A 17,756-nucleotide genomic window follows, 5' to 3' on the forward strand; every position below is an offset into this window, starting at 1 on the left:
GGGTGTGAACTCTTTTGGCGGGTAGTCTTGGGTTCGCCTTATCCTCTTGAACTGCCGCTATAAAGATCTGACCCGGCTAGATAAGGTAATGAATGAACGTTCTGGGTCTTTTTAAATACTTCTTCGCCATCTTCGGACTTGCCGCGATTGTGACGGCGATCGTGCTGTATCTGGATACCGCCTCTTTCATGAAGGAGGCAGTGTCAGGGCAGGGGACGTTGGAGAATGTCCGTGAGCGGCGTGTGGACGAAAAGACCATATGTGAATGGGTATTGCGATTTCATACGGAGGACGGACGCCCAATCGAGTTTTCCACCAGGGCAGGGACGCGTTGCTCTGGAGTGCGGATAGGCGATGCCGTGCCGATCCTGTATTCGCCGGCCCGGCCCGCGGAGGCTCGGGTTGATGATTTCTTTGCGCTCTGGGGCGGTTCGATAATCGGTGGGTTGATCGGACCGGTATTCCTTTTGATCGGTGGCATCTGGATTGCGGCCGGCCGGCGAAAGCGGCGCCGGGTGGCTGTGCTGAAGCGTGAAGGGCGGCGGATCGAGACCGAACTGGAGCAAGTGGAGCAGGTGACTTCGGTGAAGGTGCAGTATCGCCATCCTTATCGGGTGGTGACACGAGGACGCGATCCGTTGAGCGGGGACAGCCGCCGTTTTCTCAGCGATTACTTATGGTACGACCCTTCCCCTTATTTGCAGGACGTGAGCGTGCCGGTGTTCATCGGGTGTGACGATCCGGGCCGCTATCACATGGATTTGTCGTTCCTGCCCAGGTCTCCGAAATAACCACGACCGGGGCCGCCGGATGATCAAGTCCCGACCTGGAGGATAACCTTGCCCAGGTGGTCATTGCCGGCCACCAGGTTCTGCGCCGAACGCACTTCCGTCCAAGGCAGTACCCGATCGATACGCGGCTTCAGCTTCCCCGCGGCCAGGGCGTTGTCCAGATCCTCACGCATTGCCTCGACGATGCGCACCTTCTCTTCCAGACTACGGGTGCGGAACGTCACGCCAATGATTTCCACCCGCTTGAAGGCCAGGGTTTCCATGTCCAGGGTGCCTTCGGCGCCGCCGAGACGGCCCACGCCGATGAGGCGCGCCTGTAGCGCCGCGGCTTTGATGTGGTCCGCCAGATAGGGGCCGCCCACATGGTCGATGATGATATCCACGCCCTGCCCATCGCTGGCGTCGAGTACTTGCTCAGCGAACCCGCCGGCTCCGGTATTGATGACGGTGTCCGCGCCGAGCGTGGTGAGCAGGGCGTCTTCCCGGTGGGTGCGGACGCCGGCGATGATCCGCCCGGCGCCCAGATGTCGCGCAATCTGGATCGCCATCTGACCGACCCCGGAGTTGGCGGCATTGATCAGCACGGCGTCGCCGTCGCGCAGCTGCCCGGCGGTACGAAGCGCGTTGTGTTCGGTCATCAGGGCAACTATGGCACCGGCGCCTTCCTCGAACGTCCACGAGTCCGGGAGGGGCACCGGGAAGCGCGCGTCAATAGCGACGTACTCCGCCAGCCCGCCGCCCACCATGGTCATCACCCGGTCGCCGACGCTGAATCCGCTGTCCTCATCGGCTTCGACGACGGTGCCGGCGGCATCCAGGCCCACCACGGCGGGGGCGCCGGCGGCCCCGGGAGCGGCGTGGGTGCCGGCCAGAACCGCCAGGTCGGCGCGATTCACCGAAGCGGCCTGGACCCGGATCAGCACCTGTCCTCTGGTCCGGGAAGGGGGCTCGATGTCACCTTGCCGGATGGCCGGTGTCGCGTCGGAACGGTCGATGATCATGGCTTTCACGGCATCTCTCCTGTGATTGAACGCTGCTTTTCTTTCGACCTTCAATGATTCGGCCTTCAGCCGAGCATGTTGGCGGGCAACCAGGTGACAATGACCGGAAAGAAGAAAATCAGCAAGGTGGTGACCGCTTCCATGATCATGAACCAGCCGGCACCACGGAACACGTCCACCAGTGGGGTGTCACGGTCGATGCCGGCGGTGACATAGACGTTCAGGCCCACTGGAGGTGTGATCAGACCGATTTCGCACATTTTCACCGCCAGAATACCGAACCAGAGCGGGTCGAAGCCGAGTGACTGCACGGTGGGGAACAGGATCGGCAGCGTGATCACCAGCATCGAGAACGCGTCCAGGAACATGCCCAGCGGCAGATAGATCAACAGCAGCAGGCCGATGATCAGTAGTGGCGGTAGATCCACGGTGGTGACGGCCTCGACGATGTATTGCGGCGCGCCCACCAGGGTAAGGAAGTAGCTGAAGATGCCGGCGCCGAGCATGGTCATCAGGATCATCACCGTGGTGCTGATCGAGGAGCGGAAGCTGTCCTTCAGGTTGCCGCCGAGATTGGCGCGCGCCTGTCGTGAGCAGAGCAGCATCAGGAAGGCGGCGAAGGCGCCGATCGCCCCGGCCTCGGTGGGGGTGACGAAGCCCAGGTAAATGCCGCCGAGCACCACCACGAACAGCACGATCACCTGCCAGGCGTCGCCCAGGGAGGTAAAGCGTTCCCCCCAGCCATAGCGGGGCTGGGTCTGGTGGCGACCGGGCATGATCTTTTTGCTGACCACCACGATGCCGACGATGAACACCAGGGTGGACAACAAACCCGGCAGTACCCCGGCCACCAGCATGGCGCCGGCGGACACTTCGGTGAGCGCGGCATAGAAGATCAACAGCACGCTCGGCGGAATCAGCACACCCAGCACGCCGCCGGCGGCCACCGCGCCGGTGCTCAGCCGGCGGTCGTAACCGGCCTGTTTCATTTCCGGCAGGGCGACGGCGCCGACGGTGGCGGCGGTGGCCACGCTGGAACCGGAGGTGGCGGCGAACCCGGCGCTGGTAAGGACGCTGGCGATGGCCAGGCCGCCGGGCAACTGGCCGACCCATTTGCGTGCCACACTGAACAGTCTCTGCCCGACACCGGCTTTTTGCGCGAAGTTGCCCATCAGGATAAACAGCGGGATCACGGTCAGCAGGTAGACCGCGGTCTGGGTGTAAGAAAATGCCTTGAGGCGGTTCAGCGCGAAGTCCAGATCCTCCACCATCACCACGCCGGCGACGCCGGCCAGGGCCAGGGAGGCGAAGACGGGCACGCCGGTGGCCAGCAGCACGAAGACCAGGCCAATGGCCAGCAGGGTAGCGGTCATTTCATCCATAGCGGGTCTCTCATTGGCCTGTCAGTCGGTGTGCGGGGCTGGCGTGGAAGGCTGATCCCGGCCCAGCAGAGCCAGGCCGGAATACAGCAGCATTTGCGCGGTGGCGAACCAGAGGCCGACAGCCAGGGCGATTTTCGCCCACCAGATCGGGAATTCGATGTAGCCCCAGCGGAACTCCTTGATCTGGAACGAGTGAATCGCATCCAGCGTCGAGGGCCAGGTCAGCAAGGCCAGGGCCAGCGCGGCGGCGGCCCAGGAAAAGGCGTTCATGGCCCGGGCCACCGGCACCGGCGCCAGTTTCACCAGGGCATCCACGCGGATGTGGCCGTGTTCCATCTGGGTCCAGCCCAGGCCGAGGAACACGATCAGCACCAGGGCGATTTCCGACAGCTCGAAGATGCCGGTGATCGGCCGGTTGAGCACGGAGCGGACGGTGGCGTCCAGGGTGATCGCCACCATCAGAAAGGCGAGCGAAACCAGTGCCACGCCGCCAAACACATTGGCCAGGGCCCGGAATGGCCGTTCAAGGAAGGTCATGATTGCCTCGTTATTGTTGTCATCCGATGCGGTGCCGGGAGGGGCGGAGCTTTACCGCTCCGCCGCCAGTTCTATAGGCCGCTCCAGGGTACCGTTGGCGTCGTGCTTGGCGATGGCCGCGTCCACCAGCGCCTGCATCCTGGCGCCGTCGATGTTGGCCGGTTTGGCTACCCGTTCGATCCAGCCCTCCACCTGGGCCGGTTGGATCAGTCCCTTGGCTTCGGCTTTCTCGGCATCGCTGAGCGAGGAGAATTTGGCGCCTTCCTTGAGCGCGGTTTTTACATACTCCCGGGAAGTGGCGCCGTAGATTTCGGTGTACTTGCCAGCGTAAATCTCTTCCACCAGCTCGTTGCAGATCCCCTGCACCTTGTCCGGCAGTTCGTTCCAGGTGCTCATGCTCATGATGGTGGCGGCGGGAGCATGAGGGCCGTCGCCCAGGTCGGTGAAGTAGGGCGCGATTTCATGCAGCTTGTAAGCAATGGAGGTCATGAAATCGAAACCGTAGACGCCGTCCAGAACACCCCGTTCCAGGGCGGTGTAAACTTCCGGTGCCGCCATCGGCACGGCGGTGCCGCCGAGGCGCTCGATCACTTCCGTGGCCACGCCGTAGCCGCGAATCCGTTTGCCCTTGATGTCCTCCAGGGAGCGGATCGGTTCGCGGGTCACCAGAGGGGCGTAATACCAGTTGGTCCAGTACATCACCTTGGACCGGTGCCGTTGCTCCCACTCCTGACGCAGCGGCTCGAACTGCTGGTACAGATCGCGGCACACCAGCTGCAGGGCGTCGGCGCGCTGCATGCGGAAATACCAGTCCAGGCCCCGGGTCACCGGCAGTTCCGCCTGATAGTAGCCGGGGGAAATCAGGGACATTTCGGACGTGGCGTCGCGGACCGCCGCCAGATGCTCGCCGACCTTGTTCAGCGATTGGGCCCAGAAACGGCGAATTTTCACCGCGTCGCCGGCGCGTTTTTCCAGTTCGTCGAGGAACCAGCTGTCCAGGCGCGAAGGGCCGGCGGTTTCGGAAATGTAGGTATCGAACTTGATGCGGGTGGTGGACGCGGACCAGGCCGGTACCGACAAACCGCTCAGCATGCCGGCGCCGGCGAGGGCGGCGCTGCCTTTGAGGAAATCCCTTCTTTTTATTGTCATCACGTGTCTCCTGTTATTGTCTTGGTCAGTGTCATTGGGATTGTTTTTCTGTTTCTTCAGAGAGAAGCGGTGGCGCCGCTCTCCACTCGGCTCTCCACTCGTTTGCGCAGCTCGGTCTTCAAAATTTTGCCGTAGCTGTTTTTCGGCAGGTCGTCGCAAAAGTAATATTTCTTTGGCTTTTTGAACGAGGCCATGCGTTGGCTGAACCATTGATTCAGGTCTTCGGCCTGGACGTCGTCGGCCACCACGAAGGCGACCACGATTTCACCCCATTCCGGATCCTGTTCACCGATCACCGAGACCTCGCTGATGGCCGGGTGCTGCGCCAGTACCTCTTCCACCTCGCGTGGATAAATGTTGGTGCCGCCGGAAATAATCACGTCCTTGGAGCGGTCGGTGAGGGTCAGAAAGCCCTGCTCATCGAGGAAGCCGATGTCCCCGGTGCGCAGCCAGCCGTCCACCAGGGTGTCGCGGCTGGCGTCTTCATTACGCCAGTAGCCCGCCATCACGGTGAGGCCGCGCACCACCACTTCACCGGGCTCCCCTGGGGGAAGAGGGCACATTTGCGCATCCACCACCTGCACGTCGACGCAGGATTGCGCGCGTCCCACGGAGGCCAGGTGGCGTTCCCAGTCGGGGGCGTCGTGGTCGGCGATGTGCCGCCGGTCCAGGGCGGTGATGGTCATCGGGCTTTCGCCCTGGCCGTAGATCTGGATGAAACGCGGGCCGAGCACGGAAAGGGCGTCGCGAATGTCCGCGGTGTACATCGGCGCGCCGCCGTAGACCACGCTTTTCAGGCCTTCTCCGTGCTCGCCCTGGCGGCGCGCTTCCGCCACCATCCGTTTGACCATGGTCGGCGCCGCGAACAGTGATACCCGGTCGAGCCGCCGGGCCAGGTCCAGCACCTCGGCGGCATCGAAGCCCCGCGAGACCGGCAGGATATGGCGGGCGCCGGCGCGAACGAAGATGAAGTTATACAGGCCCGCGCCGTGGGACATGGGCGCGGCGTAGAGCAGGGCGTCGTCGCCGGTTACCGGCTCCACATCCACCGGGTAGCACAGTGCCATGGCGACCAGGTTGCCGTGGGAGAGCATGACGCCTTTGGAGCGGCCGGTGGTGCCGGAGGTATAGAACAGCCAAGCCAGATCATCGGAACGGCGCGGATGCGGAGGTTGCGTGCGGGCCGTTGGCGTGCCGCTGGCAACCAGATCGCCGGCGGCCAGTTCGACGCCGCTCTCCAGGGGCCGATCCTGGAAAGTGTGGCCGTCGTCGGTGATCACCAGCTTGCTTTCCGCGTTGCCGGCGATCCAGGCCGCTTCCGCGGCGTGCAGTTTGGCGTTCACGGGGACCGCCACGGCGCCGCTCCACCAGATGCCGTACATCAGCGGCAGGTAGTCCACGCCGTTCTTCATGAACAGCGCCACCCGGTCGCCGGGGACCACGCCATGGCGCTCCCGCAGCAGGCCGCCGACAGCGGCGGCGCGGTCGGCGAAGGTGCGGTAATCCGCCACCTGTTCGGCACCGTGAAACAGTGCCGGGCGTTGCGGGTGGCAGCGGGCCTGATCGTGCAGCCAGTTTGCGATATTCATCGGTGATCAGGCCCTCTTCGCCTGCAGCACCGAGGCGTAATTGGCCACGGCGGCACCGCCCATGTTGAAAATCAGGCCGGTTTCGGCACCGGGACGGGCCCGTCCGACGGCCTGGCCGGTGAGTTGCCGGAACGCCAGGGCGTGCATGGAGACGCCGGTGGCGCCCACCGGATGTCCCTTGGCCTTGAGCCCCCCGGACAGGTTGACCGGCAGACGGCCGTCGGCGAATACGGTGCCTTCCTCCAACGCGCGGGCACCCTGGCCAGCGGGGGCGAGGCCCATGGCTTCGTAGATCAACAGTTCAGCGATGGTGAAGCAGTCATGGACCTCGGCGAAATGCAGATCCTCCAGGGTCACCCCGGCTTGCTGGTAAGCCTGGGACAAAGCCCGTCGCGGGCCTTCGAAGGCGAGGAAGTTGCGGCTGTTCATTGGCAGCAGATCGTTCACCTGCACCGCCGAGCGAATCGCCACCTGGCGAGGGAAGTCCCGGGCCCGCTCCGCCGAGGCGAGCACGATGGCGGCGGCGCCGTCGGTGATCAGCGAGCAGTCGGTGAGCCGAAGCGGGTCGGCGATCATCGGGTTCTGTTCCGAGACAGTGTTGCACTCGTCAAAACTGAGAGGCCGGTGCATTTGCGCCAGCGGGTTGTCCATGGCGTTGCCGTGGTTCTTCTCGGCGATGCGGGCCATGGCCGCCAGCGGGTCGCCGTAACGCTCCTGGTAGGCGCGGGCGGCGACGCCGAATACCTGCGGAAAACTGAGCCCGGCTTCGCGCGGGTCGTTCTGATAGCCGGCGCCAGCCAGGGCGCGGGTGACATCGGCGGTGCTGTTGGCGGTCATCTTCTCCGCGCCCACCACCAGTACCAGGTCGGCGGCGCCGGAACGGATCGCGTTGATACCAGCGAACACCGCCGCGGCGCCGGAGGCGCAGGCGTTTTCGCAGCGGCTGGCGGGAGTGAAGCGCAGTCCGGGATCCGCCTGCAATACCAGCGAGGCGGGGAAGCCATCCGGGACCATGCCGGAGTTGAAATGGCCGAGAAAAATCTGATCGATGTCGCTGGCGTCCACCTGGGCGTCGTCGAGCGCCTCGCGGCTGGCTTCGACGATCAGGTCTTCCAGGGTGGTGTCGTTGAGGCGACCGAAGCGGGTATGACCGCTGGCGACAATGGCGACGGAGTGGTCCTGCTGAGTCATGAGGCACCTCTGTTGTTTTTGTTCGCGGGGGTCGCGGTACCGGCACTTGCCAGACCGTCGGTTCTATTTACAATGTGGTCCATTCCCGTCCCGTACCGCTATTCGTGCAACTACGTACGTGACTAAGAGTGCCTTCCGGGGACCTGACTGCGAGAGGTGTCGCGATGCACGATTCCGTCACCAGCGAGGATCTGGAACGTCTGGCTTTCCGTGTTTCGCCGGCGCCCCAGGTGATTACCCGGCAGCGGGCCATGCTGGATTTCAATGAAGCGTTCAACGCTTTGTTCGGTTATTCCCGGGAGCAATTGCTGGGCCAGCTGATCCTGCGTCTGTACCCCTCCATGGCGGATTTCCAGGCCATCGGCGATCGCTGCCTGAGCTGGTTGCAGCGCAACCGCTCCTATTCCGATGAACGCTTCATGCAGCACCGTTCCGGCGAGGTGTTTTGGGCCCGCGCCAACGGCTACACGTTGACGCCGGAGTCGCCCTTCGAGCTGATGGTGTGGCACTTCGAACGCATCGATAACCCGATCCAGGCGACGGTGAAACTCACCCCCAGGGAACGGCAGATTTCCGCCTATATCGTCAACGGTCTCACCTGTAAGGAGATCGGGCGCAAGCTGGGTATTTCCCATCGCACGGTGGAAGTCCACCGTGGTCGTCTGATGAAGAAGCTGGAAGCGAAGAACACCGCTGAACTGGTATCGAAAATCATCGTTCTGAGATAACCGTGGATGTCGATCCGGCGCCGGCCGGTTCGACCAGATCAGGAAAGCCCTTAGAGACCTTAAACAGGCTCTTAAATCAAGGAGATAACGATGAACTACGTGGACGGTTTCTTACTGCCTTTACCGAAAGAGGACCTGGACGCTTATCTGGAGATGTCCCGCAAGGCCGGAGAAGTGTGGAAGGAATACGGCGCCATCGATTACGTGGAATGCGTGGCCGATGATGTGCCGGACGGTGAAGTCACCTCCTTTCCCATGAGCGTCAAGCTGGAGCCCGGAGAAGTGGTGGTGTTCTCCTGGATCACCTACGCCTCGCGGGAGGAGCGGGATCGCATCAATGAGCAGGTGATGCAGGATCCGCGCATCGCCGGCATGGATCCGGCCACCATGCCCTTCGATGGCAAGCGGATGATGTGGGGCGGATTCCGGCCGGTGTTGAGCCTTTAAGATCATGAACAGGCCCTTAACCTCGGTTGCCCCCATGGTGCTTGACGCTGACCGGCAAACTCGGGAGCCTTGGGCCTGGTTCGGCTCGGCGGATGGTGTTCGTGCCGGCCCGATGTAAAACATCATGAATGGCTGAAGACCATGACCGAAACCTCGTTGATCTACATCCACGGTTTCAACAGCTCGCCGCGGTCCCACAAAGCAGGGCTGTTGCGGCAGGTATTCGAGGCCGCCGGCGCCGGGCACCGCCTGCATATCCCGGCTCTGGAGCCCCAGCCCAAACGGGCCATGGCCGCGCTGGAGGCGGAAATCGCCGGTGCCGGTCCGGTGGCCCTGCTGGGGTCGTCCCTGGGGGGGTTCTACGCCACCTGGCTGGCGGAGCACCACGATTTGCCCGCGGTGCTGGTGAATCCGGTGGTTCGCCCCTGGGCACTACTGGACAAATACACAGGTATCAATCATAACTATCACACCGGCCAGGCCTATGACTTTGATCCGGCTTGGCTTGATGAACTCAAGCGTTACGAGGTACCGGAGGTCAGCAAGCCCGAGCGCATGCTGCTGCTGACACAAACCGGGGATGAGTCCCTGGATTGGACCGACGGCTGGGAATACTATGCCGACTGCCATCGCTACTGCGGGTTGGGCGGCAGCCACGGGTTCGATGACTTCGATGCCTTTATTCCGTTAGTGTTGCGCTTTTGTGGAATTCGCCTGACGTCCGGCCTGTGACGTCCGGTACCGCCCGGCGAGTCTGTCCGAATGCCGGGCCGTTGACTGTTTTCAGGGATCTATGACCAACACCTATACCTCAGAGAATATCGAGGTCCTTTCGGGCCTGGAGCCGGTGCGCAAGCGTCCCGGCATGTACACCGACACCACCCGCCCCAACCACCTGATCCAGGAAGTGGTGGACAACTCCGTCGACGAAGCCCTGGCCGGGCATGCGAGCAGTATCCGCGTCACCCTGCTCAAGGACGGCGGCGTGGAAGTGGAAGACGATGGCCGCGGCATGCCGGTGGATCTGCACCCGGTGCAGAAGAAGCCCGGCGTCGAAGTGATCCTCTCCACCCTGCACGCCGGCGGTAAGTTCTCCAACAATAACTACCAGTTCTCCGGCGGTTTGCACGGCGTCGGGGTTTCGGTGGTGAACGCCCTGTCACGCAAACTGGAAGTCCTGGTCAAACGGGACGGCCAGTTGCACCACATCAGCTTTGCCGGCGGCGAAAAGACCAGTGAGCTGGAAGTGGTCGATACCGTCGGCAAACGCAATACCGGCACTCTGCTGCGGTTCTGGCCGGATGAGAGCTATTTCGATTCGCCCAGGATCTCGGTGGCGCGTCTGCGTCACCTGCTGCGTGCCAAGGCGGTGTTGTGCCCGGGGCTGGCGGTGACACTGGAAAACCAGGCCACCGGCGAGACCGAGAACTGGCAGTTCAGTGATGGCCTGGTGGAGTATCTGCTGGAGAGTACCCGGGGCTGGGAGCGGGTACCGGCGGAGCCCTTCGATGGCGCCATGAAAGGCGATACCGAAGCGGTGGACTGGGCGGTGCTGTGGCTGCCGGAAGGCGGCGAGCTGATCACCGAGTCTTATGTGAACCTGATTCCTACCCCCCAGGGCGGTACCCATGTGAACGGGCTGCGTTCCGGCCTGCTGGACGCGCTGCGCGAATTCTGTGAATTCCGTAATTTATTGCCGCGTGGCGTGAAGCTGACCCCGGAAGACATCTGGGATCGGGCCTGCTACGTGCTCAGCGTGAAAATGCAGGACCCGCAGTTCGCCGGCCAGACCAAGGAACGGCTCAGTTCCCGGCAAACCGCCAGTTTCGTATCCGGGGTGGTCAAGGATGCGTTCTCGCTGTGGCTCAATCAGCACACCACCGAGGCGGAACAGCTGGCGGAGCTGTGTATCAGCAACGCCCAGAAACGCCTGCGCGCGGCGCGTAAGGTCACCCGCAAGAAAGTCACCAGTGGTCCGGCGTTGCCCGGCAAGCTGGCCGACTGCACCAGCGATGACCCGGCCCAAACCGAGATTTTCCTGGTGGAGGGGGATTCCGCCGGCGGTTCCGCCAAGCAGGCCCGGGACCGGGTTTACCAGGCGATCATGCCGCTGCGCGGCAAGATCCTGAACACCTGGGAAGTGGATCCGACGGAAGTGCTGGGCAGTCAGGAAATTCACGATATCGCCGTGGCCCTGGGCATCGAGCCGGGCGCCGACGACCTGTCCGGTCTGCGTTACGGCAAGGTCTGCATCCTTGCCGATGCCGATTCCGACGGCTTGCACATCGCCACCCTGCTGTGCGCGCTGTTCTTGCGTCATTTCCCGGCGCTGGTGCGCGACGGGCACGTTTTCGTGGCGATGCCGCCGCTGTATCGCATCGACATCGGCAAGGACGTCTATTACGCCCTGGATAAAGAAGAGCGGGAAGGCGTGCTGGATCGCATCAAGGCCGAGAAGAAACGCGGCAAGGTCAGCGTCACCCGCTTCAAGGGCCTCGGCGAGATGAATCCGATGCAGCTGCGGGAAACCACTATGGCCCGGGATACCCGCCGCCTGGTGCGATTGACCATGACCAGCGGCGACGACACCCATCAGCTCATGGACATGCTGCTCAGCAAGAAGCGCGCGTCCGACCGCAAGAGCTGGCTGGAAGAGAAGGGCAACCTGGCGGAAATATAGACGCGCATACACGCAAACACGCTTCACGCTTGCACGCGAAAGAAACATTCTTTTCAGGTTGGCGATGAAGCGGGTTGGTTTGGCGTTTTCTGGATTATTGAGGATTGTAAACAGAGGTGGGCATCTAGCCGCAAGGATTACAGATCGCGATATGCCAAAGCGTGTTGCGTGTTGCGTGTTGCGTGTTAGCGTGCGAGCCAATGAGCGAAGCGAATCATTATGGCCGACGATTTCGAGAATTTTTCCCTCCGGGACTACACCGAGAAAGCGTACCTGGATTATTCCATGTACGTGATTCTGGACCGGGCCCTGCCGCACCTCGGCGATGGCCTGAAACCGGTGCAGCGTCGCATCGTCTATGCGATGAGCGAGCTGGGCCTGAAGAACACCGCCAAGTACAAAAAGTCCGCCCGTACCGTGGGCGACGTGCTGGGTAAGTACCACCCCCATGGCGACAGTGCCTGCTACGAGGCCATGGTGCTGATGGCGCAGCCGTTCAGTTATCGCTACCCGCTGGTGGACGGGCAGGGCAACTGGGGCAGCCAGGACGACCCCAAATCGTTCGCCGCCATGCGTTACACCGAGTCGAAGCTGGCGCCCTATGCCGAGACGCTGCTGGCGGAACTGGGCCAGGGCACGGTGGAATGGGCGCCGAACTTCGACGGCACCATGGACGAACCGAAACTGCTGCCGGCGCGTCTGCCCAATGTGCTGCTGAACGGCACCACCGGTATCGCCGTGGGCATGAGCACGGATATCCCGCCGCATAACCTGCGCGAAGTGGCTCAGGCCTGTATCCATCTGCTCAAGGACCCCGGTGCCTCCCTGGATGATCTGATGGAGTACATCCAGGGACCGGACTTCCCCACCGAAGGGGAAATCATCACTTCCCGCAACGACATCATCCGCATGTACTCGGAAGGTCGGGGAACGCTCAAGCAGCGCGCGGTTTACGACCGGGAAGAGGGGGACATCGTGGTCACCGCGCTGCCTTATCAGGTCTCCGGCGCCAAGGTGCTGGAGCAGATCGCCGATCAGATGCAGAAGAAAAAGCTGCCCATGGTCAGTGACCTGCGCGATGAATCCGACCATGAGAACCCCACCCGCCTGGTGATCACGCCGCGCTCCAACCGGGTGGACGTGGAGCAGTTGATGGCGCACCTGTTCGCCACCACCGATCTGGAAAAGAACTACCGGGTCAATCTGAACATGATCGGTATCGACGGGCGGCCGCAGGTGAAGAGCCTGGACGTGATCCTCAACGAGTGGCTGCAATTCCGTATGGTCACCGTGCGCCGCCGGCTGCAGCATCGACTCGACAAGGTGCTCGATCGACTGCACATCCTGGAAGGTTTGTTGATCGCCTTCCTCAATATCGATGAAGTGATCGAGATCATTCGTCGCGAGGACGCGCCCAAGCCGGTGCTGATGGAGCGCTTCGGGCTCTCCGACAAGCAGGCGGAAGCGATCCTGGAATTGAAGCTGCGTCATTTGGCGAAGCTGGAAGAATTCAAGATCAAGGGTGAGCGTGACGACCTGTCCCAGGAGCGCGACAACCTGGAGGCGACCCTCGGTTCCATGGCCAAGATGAAGAAACTGGTGGCCAAGGAGCTGGAAGAAGACATCGTCACTTACGGCGATGACCGCCGTTCCCCGCTGGTGGAGCGTGGCGAGGCCCGGGCCATGGACGAAGCGGATCTGCTGGGCTCGGACCCGGTCACCGTGGTGTTGTCCGAGAAAGGCTGGGTGCGTGCCGCCAAGGGCCACGATGTGGACGCGGAGGGGCTCAGCTATAAATCCGGTGATGGCTTCCTGACCGCCGCCAAGGGCAAATCCAACCAGCCGGTGTGCTTCCTCGATTCCACCGGCCGCAGCTACTCACTGCCGGCCCACACCCTGCCCAGCGCCCGCAGCCAGGGCGAGCCGTTGTCCGGGCGGGTGAATCCGCCTTCCGGAGCCCGGTTCGTGGCGGCGATCATGGGCAAGGAAAAAGACGCCTTCCTGATGAGCACCGACGCCGGCTACGGTTTCGTGGTCCGTTACGCTGATCTGCTTGCCAACAAGAAAGCCGGCAAGACCGTGCTGACCGTGCCCAAAGGCGCCAAGGTAATGGCGCCGAAGCCGATGCCGGCGATCGATCAGGCGCTGATCGCGGTGGTGTCCAACGAAGGCCGGCTGCTGGTGTTCCCGGCGGCGGATCTGCCGGAAATGGCCCGTGGCAAGGGTAACAAGATGGTCTCCATTCCGTCGGCGCGAGTGGCGGACCGGGTGGAATTCGTGCAGGACATCCAGGTGCTTGGCCCCGAGGATGCCCTGGTGGTGCGTTCCGGCAAGCGTCATTTGAAACTCAAACCCGCGGACCTGGAGCACTACATGGGAGAGCGGGGGCGCCGTGGCGCCAAGTTGCCGCGCGGTTTCCAGAATGTGGACACCATGGATGTGGAGCCCCGCGACTGAGCCAGGGGGCGCCCGAATCGCCGCTTTTGGTTATGATCCGGGTTAGAGCCTGTTTACGATCTATTCACCGCCGCGCCGGAGCTCCCTTCTCACTTGGTAGAAAGTGTCGTCAGGCCGTGATTCCGATTGTGCGGTGTAGTCAATCTACATAAACAAACGTAATCGCGGCCTGGCGGCAAAAGGGGCCCGGCCCTTCGGGTTGCGCTGGAAAAGCCGCCAGACGACGTTGTGGCCTTTGACTTTGGACCCACCAGAGCCTGCAGTCCGCAACGCCCTCTGGCGGCTTTTCCAGCAGCAACGCGGTGGCGAATAGATCGTAAACAGGCTCTTAGACCAAAAGGAGTAGCCGCGTCATGCGTGCCATGTTGACCGGTGTTACCACCGCCCTGTTGTTACTGCTGAATACGCTGATCCTGATCGGGCCGATGATGGTGGTCGCCCTGCTCAAACTGGTTTTGCCGGGCAAGACCCTGCGTAACCGCTGTTCCCGCGGCGTCATGTGGATCGCCGAGACCTGGGCGGGGATCTGCAAGGCGATTTTCTCTTTGATGACGCCGACCTGCTGGGAAGTGCGCGGCGCAGAGGGGCTGCGCCGAAACACCTCCTATCTGGTGGTCAGCAACCATCAATCCTGGGTGGACATTCCGGCGCTGGTGCAAGTGCTCAATGGGCAAGTGCCCTACTTCAAATTTTTTCTCAAGAAAGAGCTGATCTGGGTGCCGTTTCTGGGGCTGGCGTTCTGGGCGCTGGATTACCCGTTCATGAAACGCTACACCAAGAGCTATCTGAAGAAGCACCCGGAATTACTCGGTAAGGACCTGGAAATCACCAAAGCCGCCTGCGAAAAATTCAAGGATATGCCGGTGACGGTGGTGAATTACCTGGAGGGGACTCGGCGTACCCCGGAGAAGCAGGCCCGGCAAAACTCCCCCTTCAAGCATCTGCTCAAACCCAAGGCCGGCGGCGTCGCCTTTGTGCTGGCGGCGCTGGGTGACAGCCTGGACGCCCTGCTGGATGTGACCATCGTCTACCCGCATGACACACCGCCGGGCTTCTGGGATCTGATCAGCGGCCGGGTGGAACGGGTCATCGTGGACCTGCGCATGCGTGAGCTGGATCCGGCGTTGTGGCAGGGGGACTACGAGAACGACCCCAAATTCCGTACCGTGATTCAACGGTGGGTCAACGATTTGTGGCGGGAAAAAGACGCCTTGATTGATGAGCTGGCGGATCGCAACCCGAGCAGTGTGAGTCCCGCGACCCGCAAGGCCTCCTAGGCAGAGCTTCCCACAGAGACCGGACTACGAAGCCGCTGTAGGAGCCAGCCCTGCTGGCGAATCTTTTGGTCTGAAACCCAATTCGCTTGCAGGGCTGGCTCCTACAGAGGCTTCGTGGCAACTTCTGAATTCATGGCCGCCAGGCGATATTAGAACCGCAGTGTCGCCGCCAGATAAGGCCCGCCGATCTCCAGGTCGGTATCCACGCCGCTGATGTCATCCAGTTCCACTTCCAACCGGCTGTAGCCGGCTTCCACACCGAGCAGGAAGTCGGACTGCCAGCCGACCCGGGCGGTATAGTCGCGCATGTCGCTGCCATCGTAGGTGATCGCGTTGACTTCCCCGCCCACATACAAACCGGTGAGTGGTAGATTGACGCGGGCCGCCAGGTAGCCCATGGGGAAGGTCTTGTTGGCGCTCTCTGAAGCGCTGCGACCGAGGCCGCTCACTTTGAAGTCAGCTTCCATGCGGCGCACCGTCACCCCGAGATCCAGCTTCACCACGTTATTCAGCGGGCTCCAGTAAAGGGTGCCGTCGAGCAGCTCCAGATCCAGGTCGCCGCTGACTTCCTCACCAGCCAGAAAGTCCTGGCCGTTGAAGGAAATGCCACGGCCCAGGGTATGACTGCCGCCTTCGGAGAACTCCATATGCCGGATGCGCGCATTGGGAATCAGAGGAATGGCGTGCTCCACGCCCACGAACAGCACGTTCTCGCGGCTGTCGTCCAGCCCCAGGTCGTGTTCCACGTCAATGTTGCCTCCACCGGAGGCGATGTCGCCGCTGATTTCCGCGTCCCAGGTGTAGGCCCCGAAATACGCATCCACCAGCGGGGCGGCCTGAGCCAGGGGGGGCGCGCCCAGTACCAGGGCGCCAAGCATCAATCGTTTCATAATCAGGGTATCCTTGTTGCATTTGAGGGCTGCGGTTGAGGCGCAGTATTGCATCGCCTTCGCCGCAGACCAACCCCGGAAAAGCGGCCACGCCGATGGCCCCGGGGGCCCTTCACGGCTATCCTTGTGGGTTCGGACAGACCGGGAACAGAACCATGGCCAATTCCCTGCAACAGCAGTTAATGAAAGCCGGGCTGGCGGACAAGAAAGCCGCCCGCCGAGCCAAGCAGCAAAAACGTGAGGACGTCAACCGAGCCCGCCGTGAAGGGGGTGACGAAGACGCCGCGGAGCGTGCCCGCCGTCAGCGCCAGGAGCAGGCCGAGCGGGACCGCCAATTGGAGGTCCAGCGGCAGGCCGAGCGTGAGGAAAAGGAGAAGCAGGCCCAGGTGCGGCAACTGATCGAAGCCCATCGCCTGCCCCGGGAACAGGGCGAGGTGGGATTCCGCTTTGTGCAGGAGCGCAAGGTGAAAACCATCTATGTTACCGCTGCCCAGCAAGCTCAACTGGCCAATGGACGGCTGGCCCTGGTGGCGCTGGGGGAAGGTTATGAGCTGGTGCCCGCCGAGGTGGTGGACAAGATCCGCGAGCGGGATGAAGGCGTCGTCCTGGTGTGCAACACCCCATCCGCGAAGAAGCAGGATGAAGACGATCCCTATGCCGGCTACGAGGTGCCCGACGATCTGATGTGGTAGATCTCCGGTATCGATGAGGCGGCCAGGGCAAGGCCGCCCGGAACGCGGTTTATTACGCTGCTTACAAAAAATGGACAATAACAACGAGAAACCGAGATGGGATTTCCCAATGTGCTTTATGTCTGGGACGACCGCTTTTTATACCTGACCGAAGGGATTGCGTCCGGGTATACCCAGCGTCACACCGTCACCTTGCTGCTGTCATTGAATGACACGCCCTTCACGCTGTGTGAATCCGACGGTGCGGTGCAGCCCTACCACGCGGCTTTGGTGGGCAAACAGGTGACCCGATCGCTGGATGCCGGCTCGGTTCCTTTGTTGTCGCTCAATTTCGACCCACAAAGTTATGAGTATCATGCGCTTTCGGCTTTTCTCGGGGAGGAGGGGGTCAAGGCGGTGACTCTGGATGACGCTGCCTTGCCGTCGGACTGGGTTCGTCGCTGTACCAGCGAGGCTTTCGAGGACTCGGCGTTTTTCCGGCTCACCACGCAGTTGCCACGCGCCATCGTCGGATACCAACCGATCCGTATGCCCATTGACATGCGCGTCATGCACATTGCCCAGAAGATCAAAAAGGAATTACCGCTGACCAGCACGGTAGCGGAGCTGGGGGAAGAAGTGGGGCTGTCCCAGGACCGCCTGACCCACCTGTTTTCCGAGTCCCTCGGGATTTCCATAAAAAGCTATTTATTGTGGGCCCGCATGCGCCGGGCGGTGGAATGCATTGCCCGCGGCGATACTCTGATCAGCGTGGCCCATGATGTGGGTTTCTCCGATTCCGCTCACCTTGCCCGTACCTTGAAGGCGTTTTTTGGATTGACGCCATCGTTTCTGGCAAGAAGCATGCACCTGCACATGAAATAGCCGCTGCGTTCAAGCCTACCCGTCAGTACGCCCCTAGACTTCCTTGTTTCAATAACACGGTTTCAATAACGCTGTTTTAAT

At 62.1% G+C, this 17,756-nt stretch carries 16 protein-coding genes; 9 read left to right on the plus strand and 7 right to left on the minus strand.

Going from position 1 to position 17,756, the window contains the following annotated elements; all coding sequences use genetic code 11:
• Positions 1-92: 92 nt before the first annotated feature.
• Positions 93-791 carry a DUF3592 domain-containing protein gene (locus tag B5T_RS03280; RefSeq protein ID WP_014993035.1) on the plus strand — a complete coding sequence of 233 codons (699 nt, stop codon included), beginning with the start codon at positions 93-95 and terminating at the stop codon, positions 789-791.
• A gap of 23 nt (positions 792-814) precedes the next feature.
• Here B5T_RS03280 and B5T_RS03285 read toward each other — a convergent pair whose 3' ends face one another.
• The 6 genes from B5T_RS03285 to B5T_RS03310 form a co-directional block, all read right to left on the minus strand.
• Positions 815-1,792 carry a zinc-binding dehydrogenase gene (locus B5T_RS03285; RefSeq protein ID WP_148279339.1) on the minus strand — a complete coding sequence of 326 codons (978 nt, stop codon included), beginning with the start codon at positions 1,790-1,792 and terminating at the stop codon, positions 815-817.
• A gap of 65 nt (positions 1,793-1,857) precedes the next feature.
• Complete coding sequence (locus B5T_RS03290; protein ID WP_014993037.1) at positions 1,858-3,174, minus strand: TRAP transporter large permease; 1,317 nt, start codon at positions 3,172-3,174, stop codon at positions 1,858-1,860.
• A gap of 21 nt (positions 3,175-3,195) precedes the next feature.
• Positions 3,196-3,711 carry a TRAP transporter small permease gene (locus B5T_RS03295; protein WP_014993038.1) on the minus strand — a complete coding sequence of 172 codons (516 nt, stop codon included), beginning with the start codon at positions 3,709-3,711 and terminating at the stop codon, positions 3,196-3,198.
• Positions 3,712-3,762: 51 nt separating this feature from the next.
• On the minus strand, positions 3,763-4,860 hold the full coding sequence (dctP, locus tag B5T_RS03300) for a TRAP transporter substrate-binding protein DctP (protein WP_202803051.1): 1,098 nt from the start codon (positions 4,858-4,860) through the stop codon (positions 3,763-3,765).
• A 56-nt stretch (positions 4,861-4,916) separates the two neighbouring features.
• Positions 4,917-6,449, minus strand: a complete 1,533-nt coding sequence (locus B5T_RS03305) for a class I adenylate-forming enzyme family protein (protein WP_014993040.1) — start codon at positions 6,447-6,449, stop codon at positions 4,917-4,919.
• Positions 6,450-6,455: 6 nt separating this feature from the next.
• Positions 6,456-7,640: an acetyl-CoA acetyltransferase gene (locus B5T_RS03310; protein ID WP_014993041.1), complete on the minus strand. Its 1,185-nt coding sequence runs from the start codon at positions 7,638-7,640 to the stop codon at positions 6,456-6,458.
• 164 nt (positions 7,641-7,804) lie between these two features.
• Between B5T_RS03310 and B5T_RS03315 the strand changes: the two genes are divergently transcribed.
• From B5T_RS03315 to B5T_RS03340, 6 genes are all read left to right on the plus strand, one after another.
• The gene (locus B5T_RS03315; protein ID WP_014993042.1) at positions 7,805-8,368 is read left to right on the plus strand and encodes a response regulator transcription factor; all 564 of its coding nucleotides are present in this window, start codon (positions 7,805-7,807) and stop codon (positions 8,366-8,368) included.
• Between the two features lie 90 nt (positions 8,369-8,458).
• On the plus strand, positions 8,459-8,815 hold the full coding sequence (locus B5T_RS03320) for a DUF1428 domain-containing protein (RefSeq protein WP_014993043.1): 357 nt from the start codon (positions 8,459-8,461) through the stop codon (positions 8,813-8,815).
• Positions 8,816-8,956: 141 nt separating this feature from the next.
• Positions 8,957-9,547: a YqiA/YcfP family alpha/beta fold hydrolase gene (locus tag B5T_RS03325; RefSeq protein ID WP_014993044.1), complete on the plus strand. Its 591-nt coding sequence runs from the start codon at positions 8,957-8,959 to the stop codon at positions 9,545-9,547.
• Between the two features lie 61 nt (positions 9,548-9,608).
• Positions 9,609-11,495, plus strand: coding sequence for a DNA topoisomerase IV subunit B (gene parE, locus B5T_RS03330; RefSeq protein WP_014993045.1), 1,887 nt, complete (start codon positions 9,609-9,611; stop codon positions 11,493-11,495).
• Between the two features lie 219 nt (positions 11,496-11,714).
• The gene (gene parC, locus B5T_RS03335) at positions 11,715-13,952 is read left to right on the plus strand and encodes a DNA topoisomerase IV subunit A (protein WP_014993046.1); all 2,238 of its coding nucleotides are present in this window, start codon (positions 11,715-11,717) and stop codon (positions 13,950-13,952) included.
• A gap of 353 nt (positions 13,953-14,305) precedes the next feature.
• On the plus strand, positions 14,306-15,229 hold the full coding sequence (locus B5T_RS03340) for an acyltransferase (RefSeq protein WP_014993047.1): 924 nt from the start codon (positions 14,306-14,308) through the stop codon (positions 15,227-15,229).
• Positions 15,230-15,378: 149 nt separating this feature from the next.
• On the opposite strand, the gene B5T_RS03345 is transcribed toward B5T_RS03340, so the two are convergent.
• On the minus strand, positions 15,379-16,119 hold the full coding sequence (locus tag B5T_RS03345; protein ID WP_014993048.1) for a TIGR04219 family outer membrane beta-barrel protein: 741 nt from the start codon (positions 16,117-16,119) through the stop codon (positions 15,379-15,381).
• A 155-nt stretch (positions 16,120-16,274) separates the two neighbouring features.
• Here B5T_RS03345 and B5T_RS03350 point away from each other — a divergent pair, with 155 nt between their 5' ends.
• Together B5T_RS03350 and B5T_RS03355 are read left to right on the plus strand one after the other, a co-directional pair.
• Positions 16,275-16,811, plus strand: coding sequence for a DUF2058 domain-containing protein (locus tag B5T_RS03350; protein WP_014993049.1), 537 nt, complete (start codon positions 16,275-16,277; stop codon positions 16,809-16,811).
• A 96-nt stretch (positions 16,812-16,907) separates the two neighbouring features.
• Positions 16,908-17,675, plus strand: a complete 768-nt coding sequence (locus tag B5T_RS03355; RefSeq protein ID WP_014993050.1) for a helix-turn-helix transcriptional regulator — start codon at positions 16,908-16,910, stop codon at positions 17,673-17,675.
• The last annotated feature ends 81 nt before the right edge of the window (positions 17,676-17,756 follow it).

The organism is Alloalcanivorax dieselolei B5, assembly GCF_000300005.1.
GTDB lineage: Bacteria > Pseudomonadota > Gammaproteobacteria > Pseudomonadales > Alcanivoracaceae > Alloalcanivorax > Alloalcanivorax dieselolei.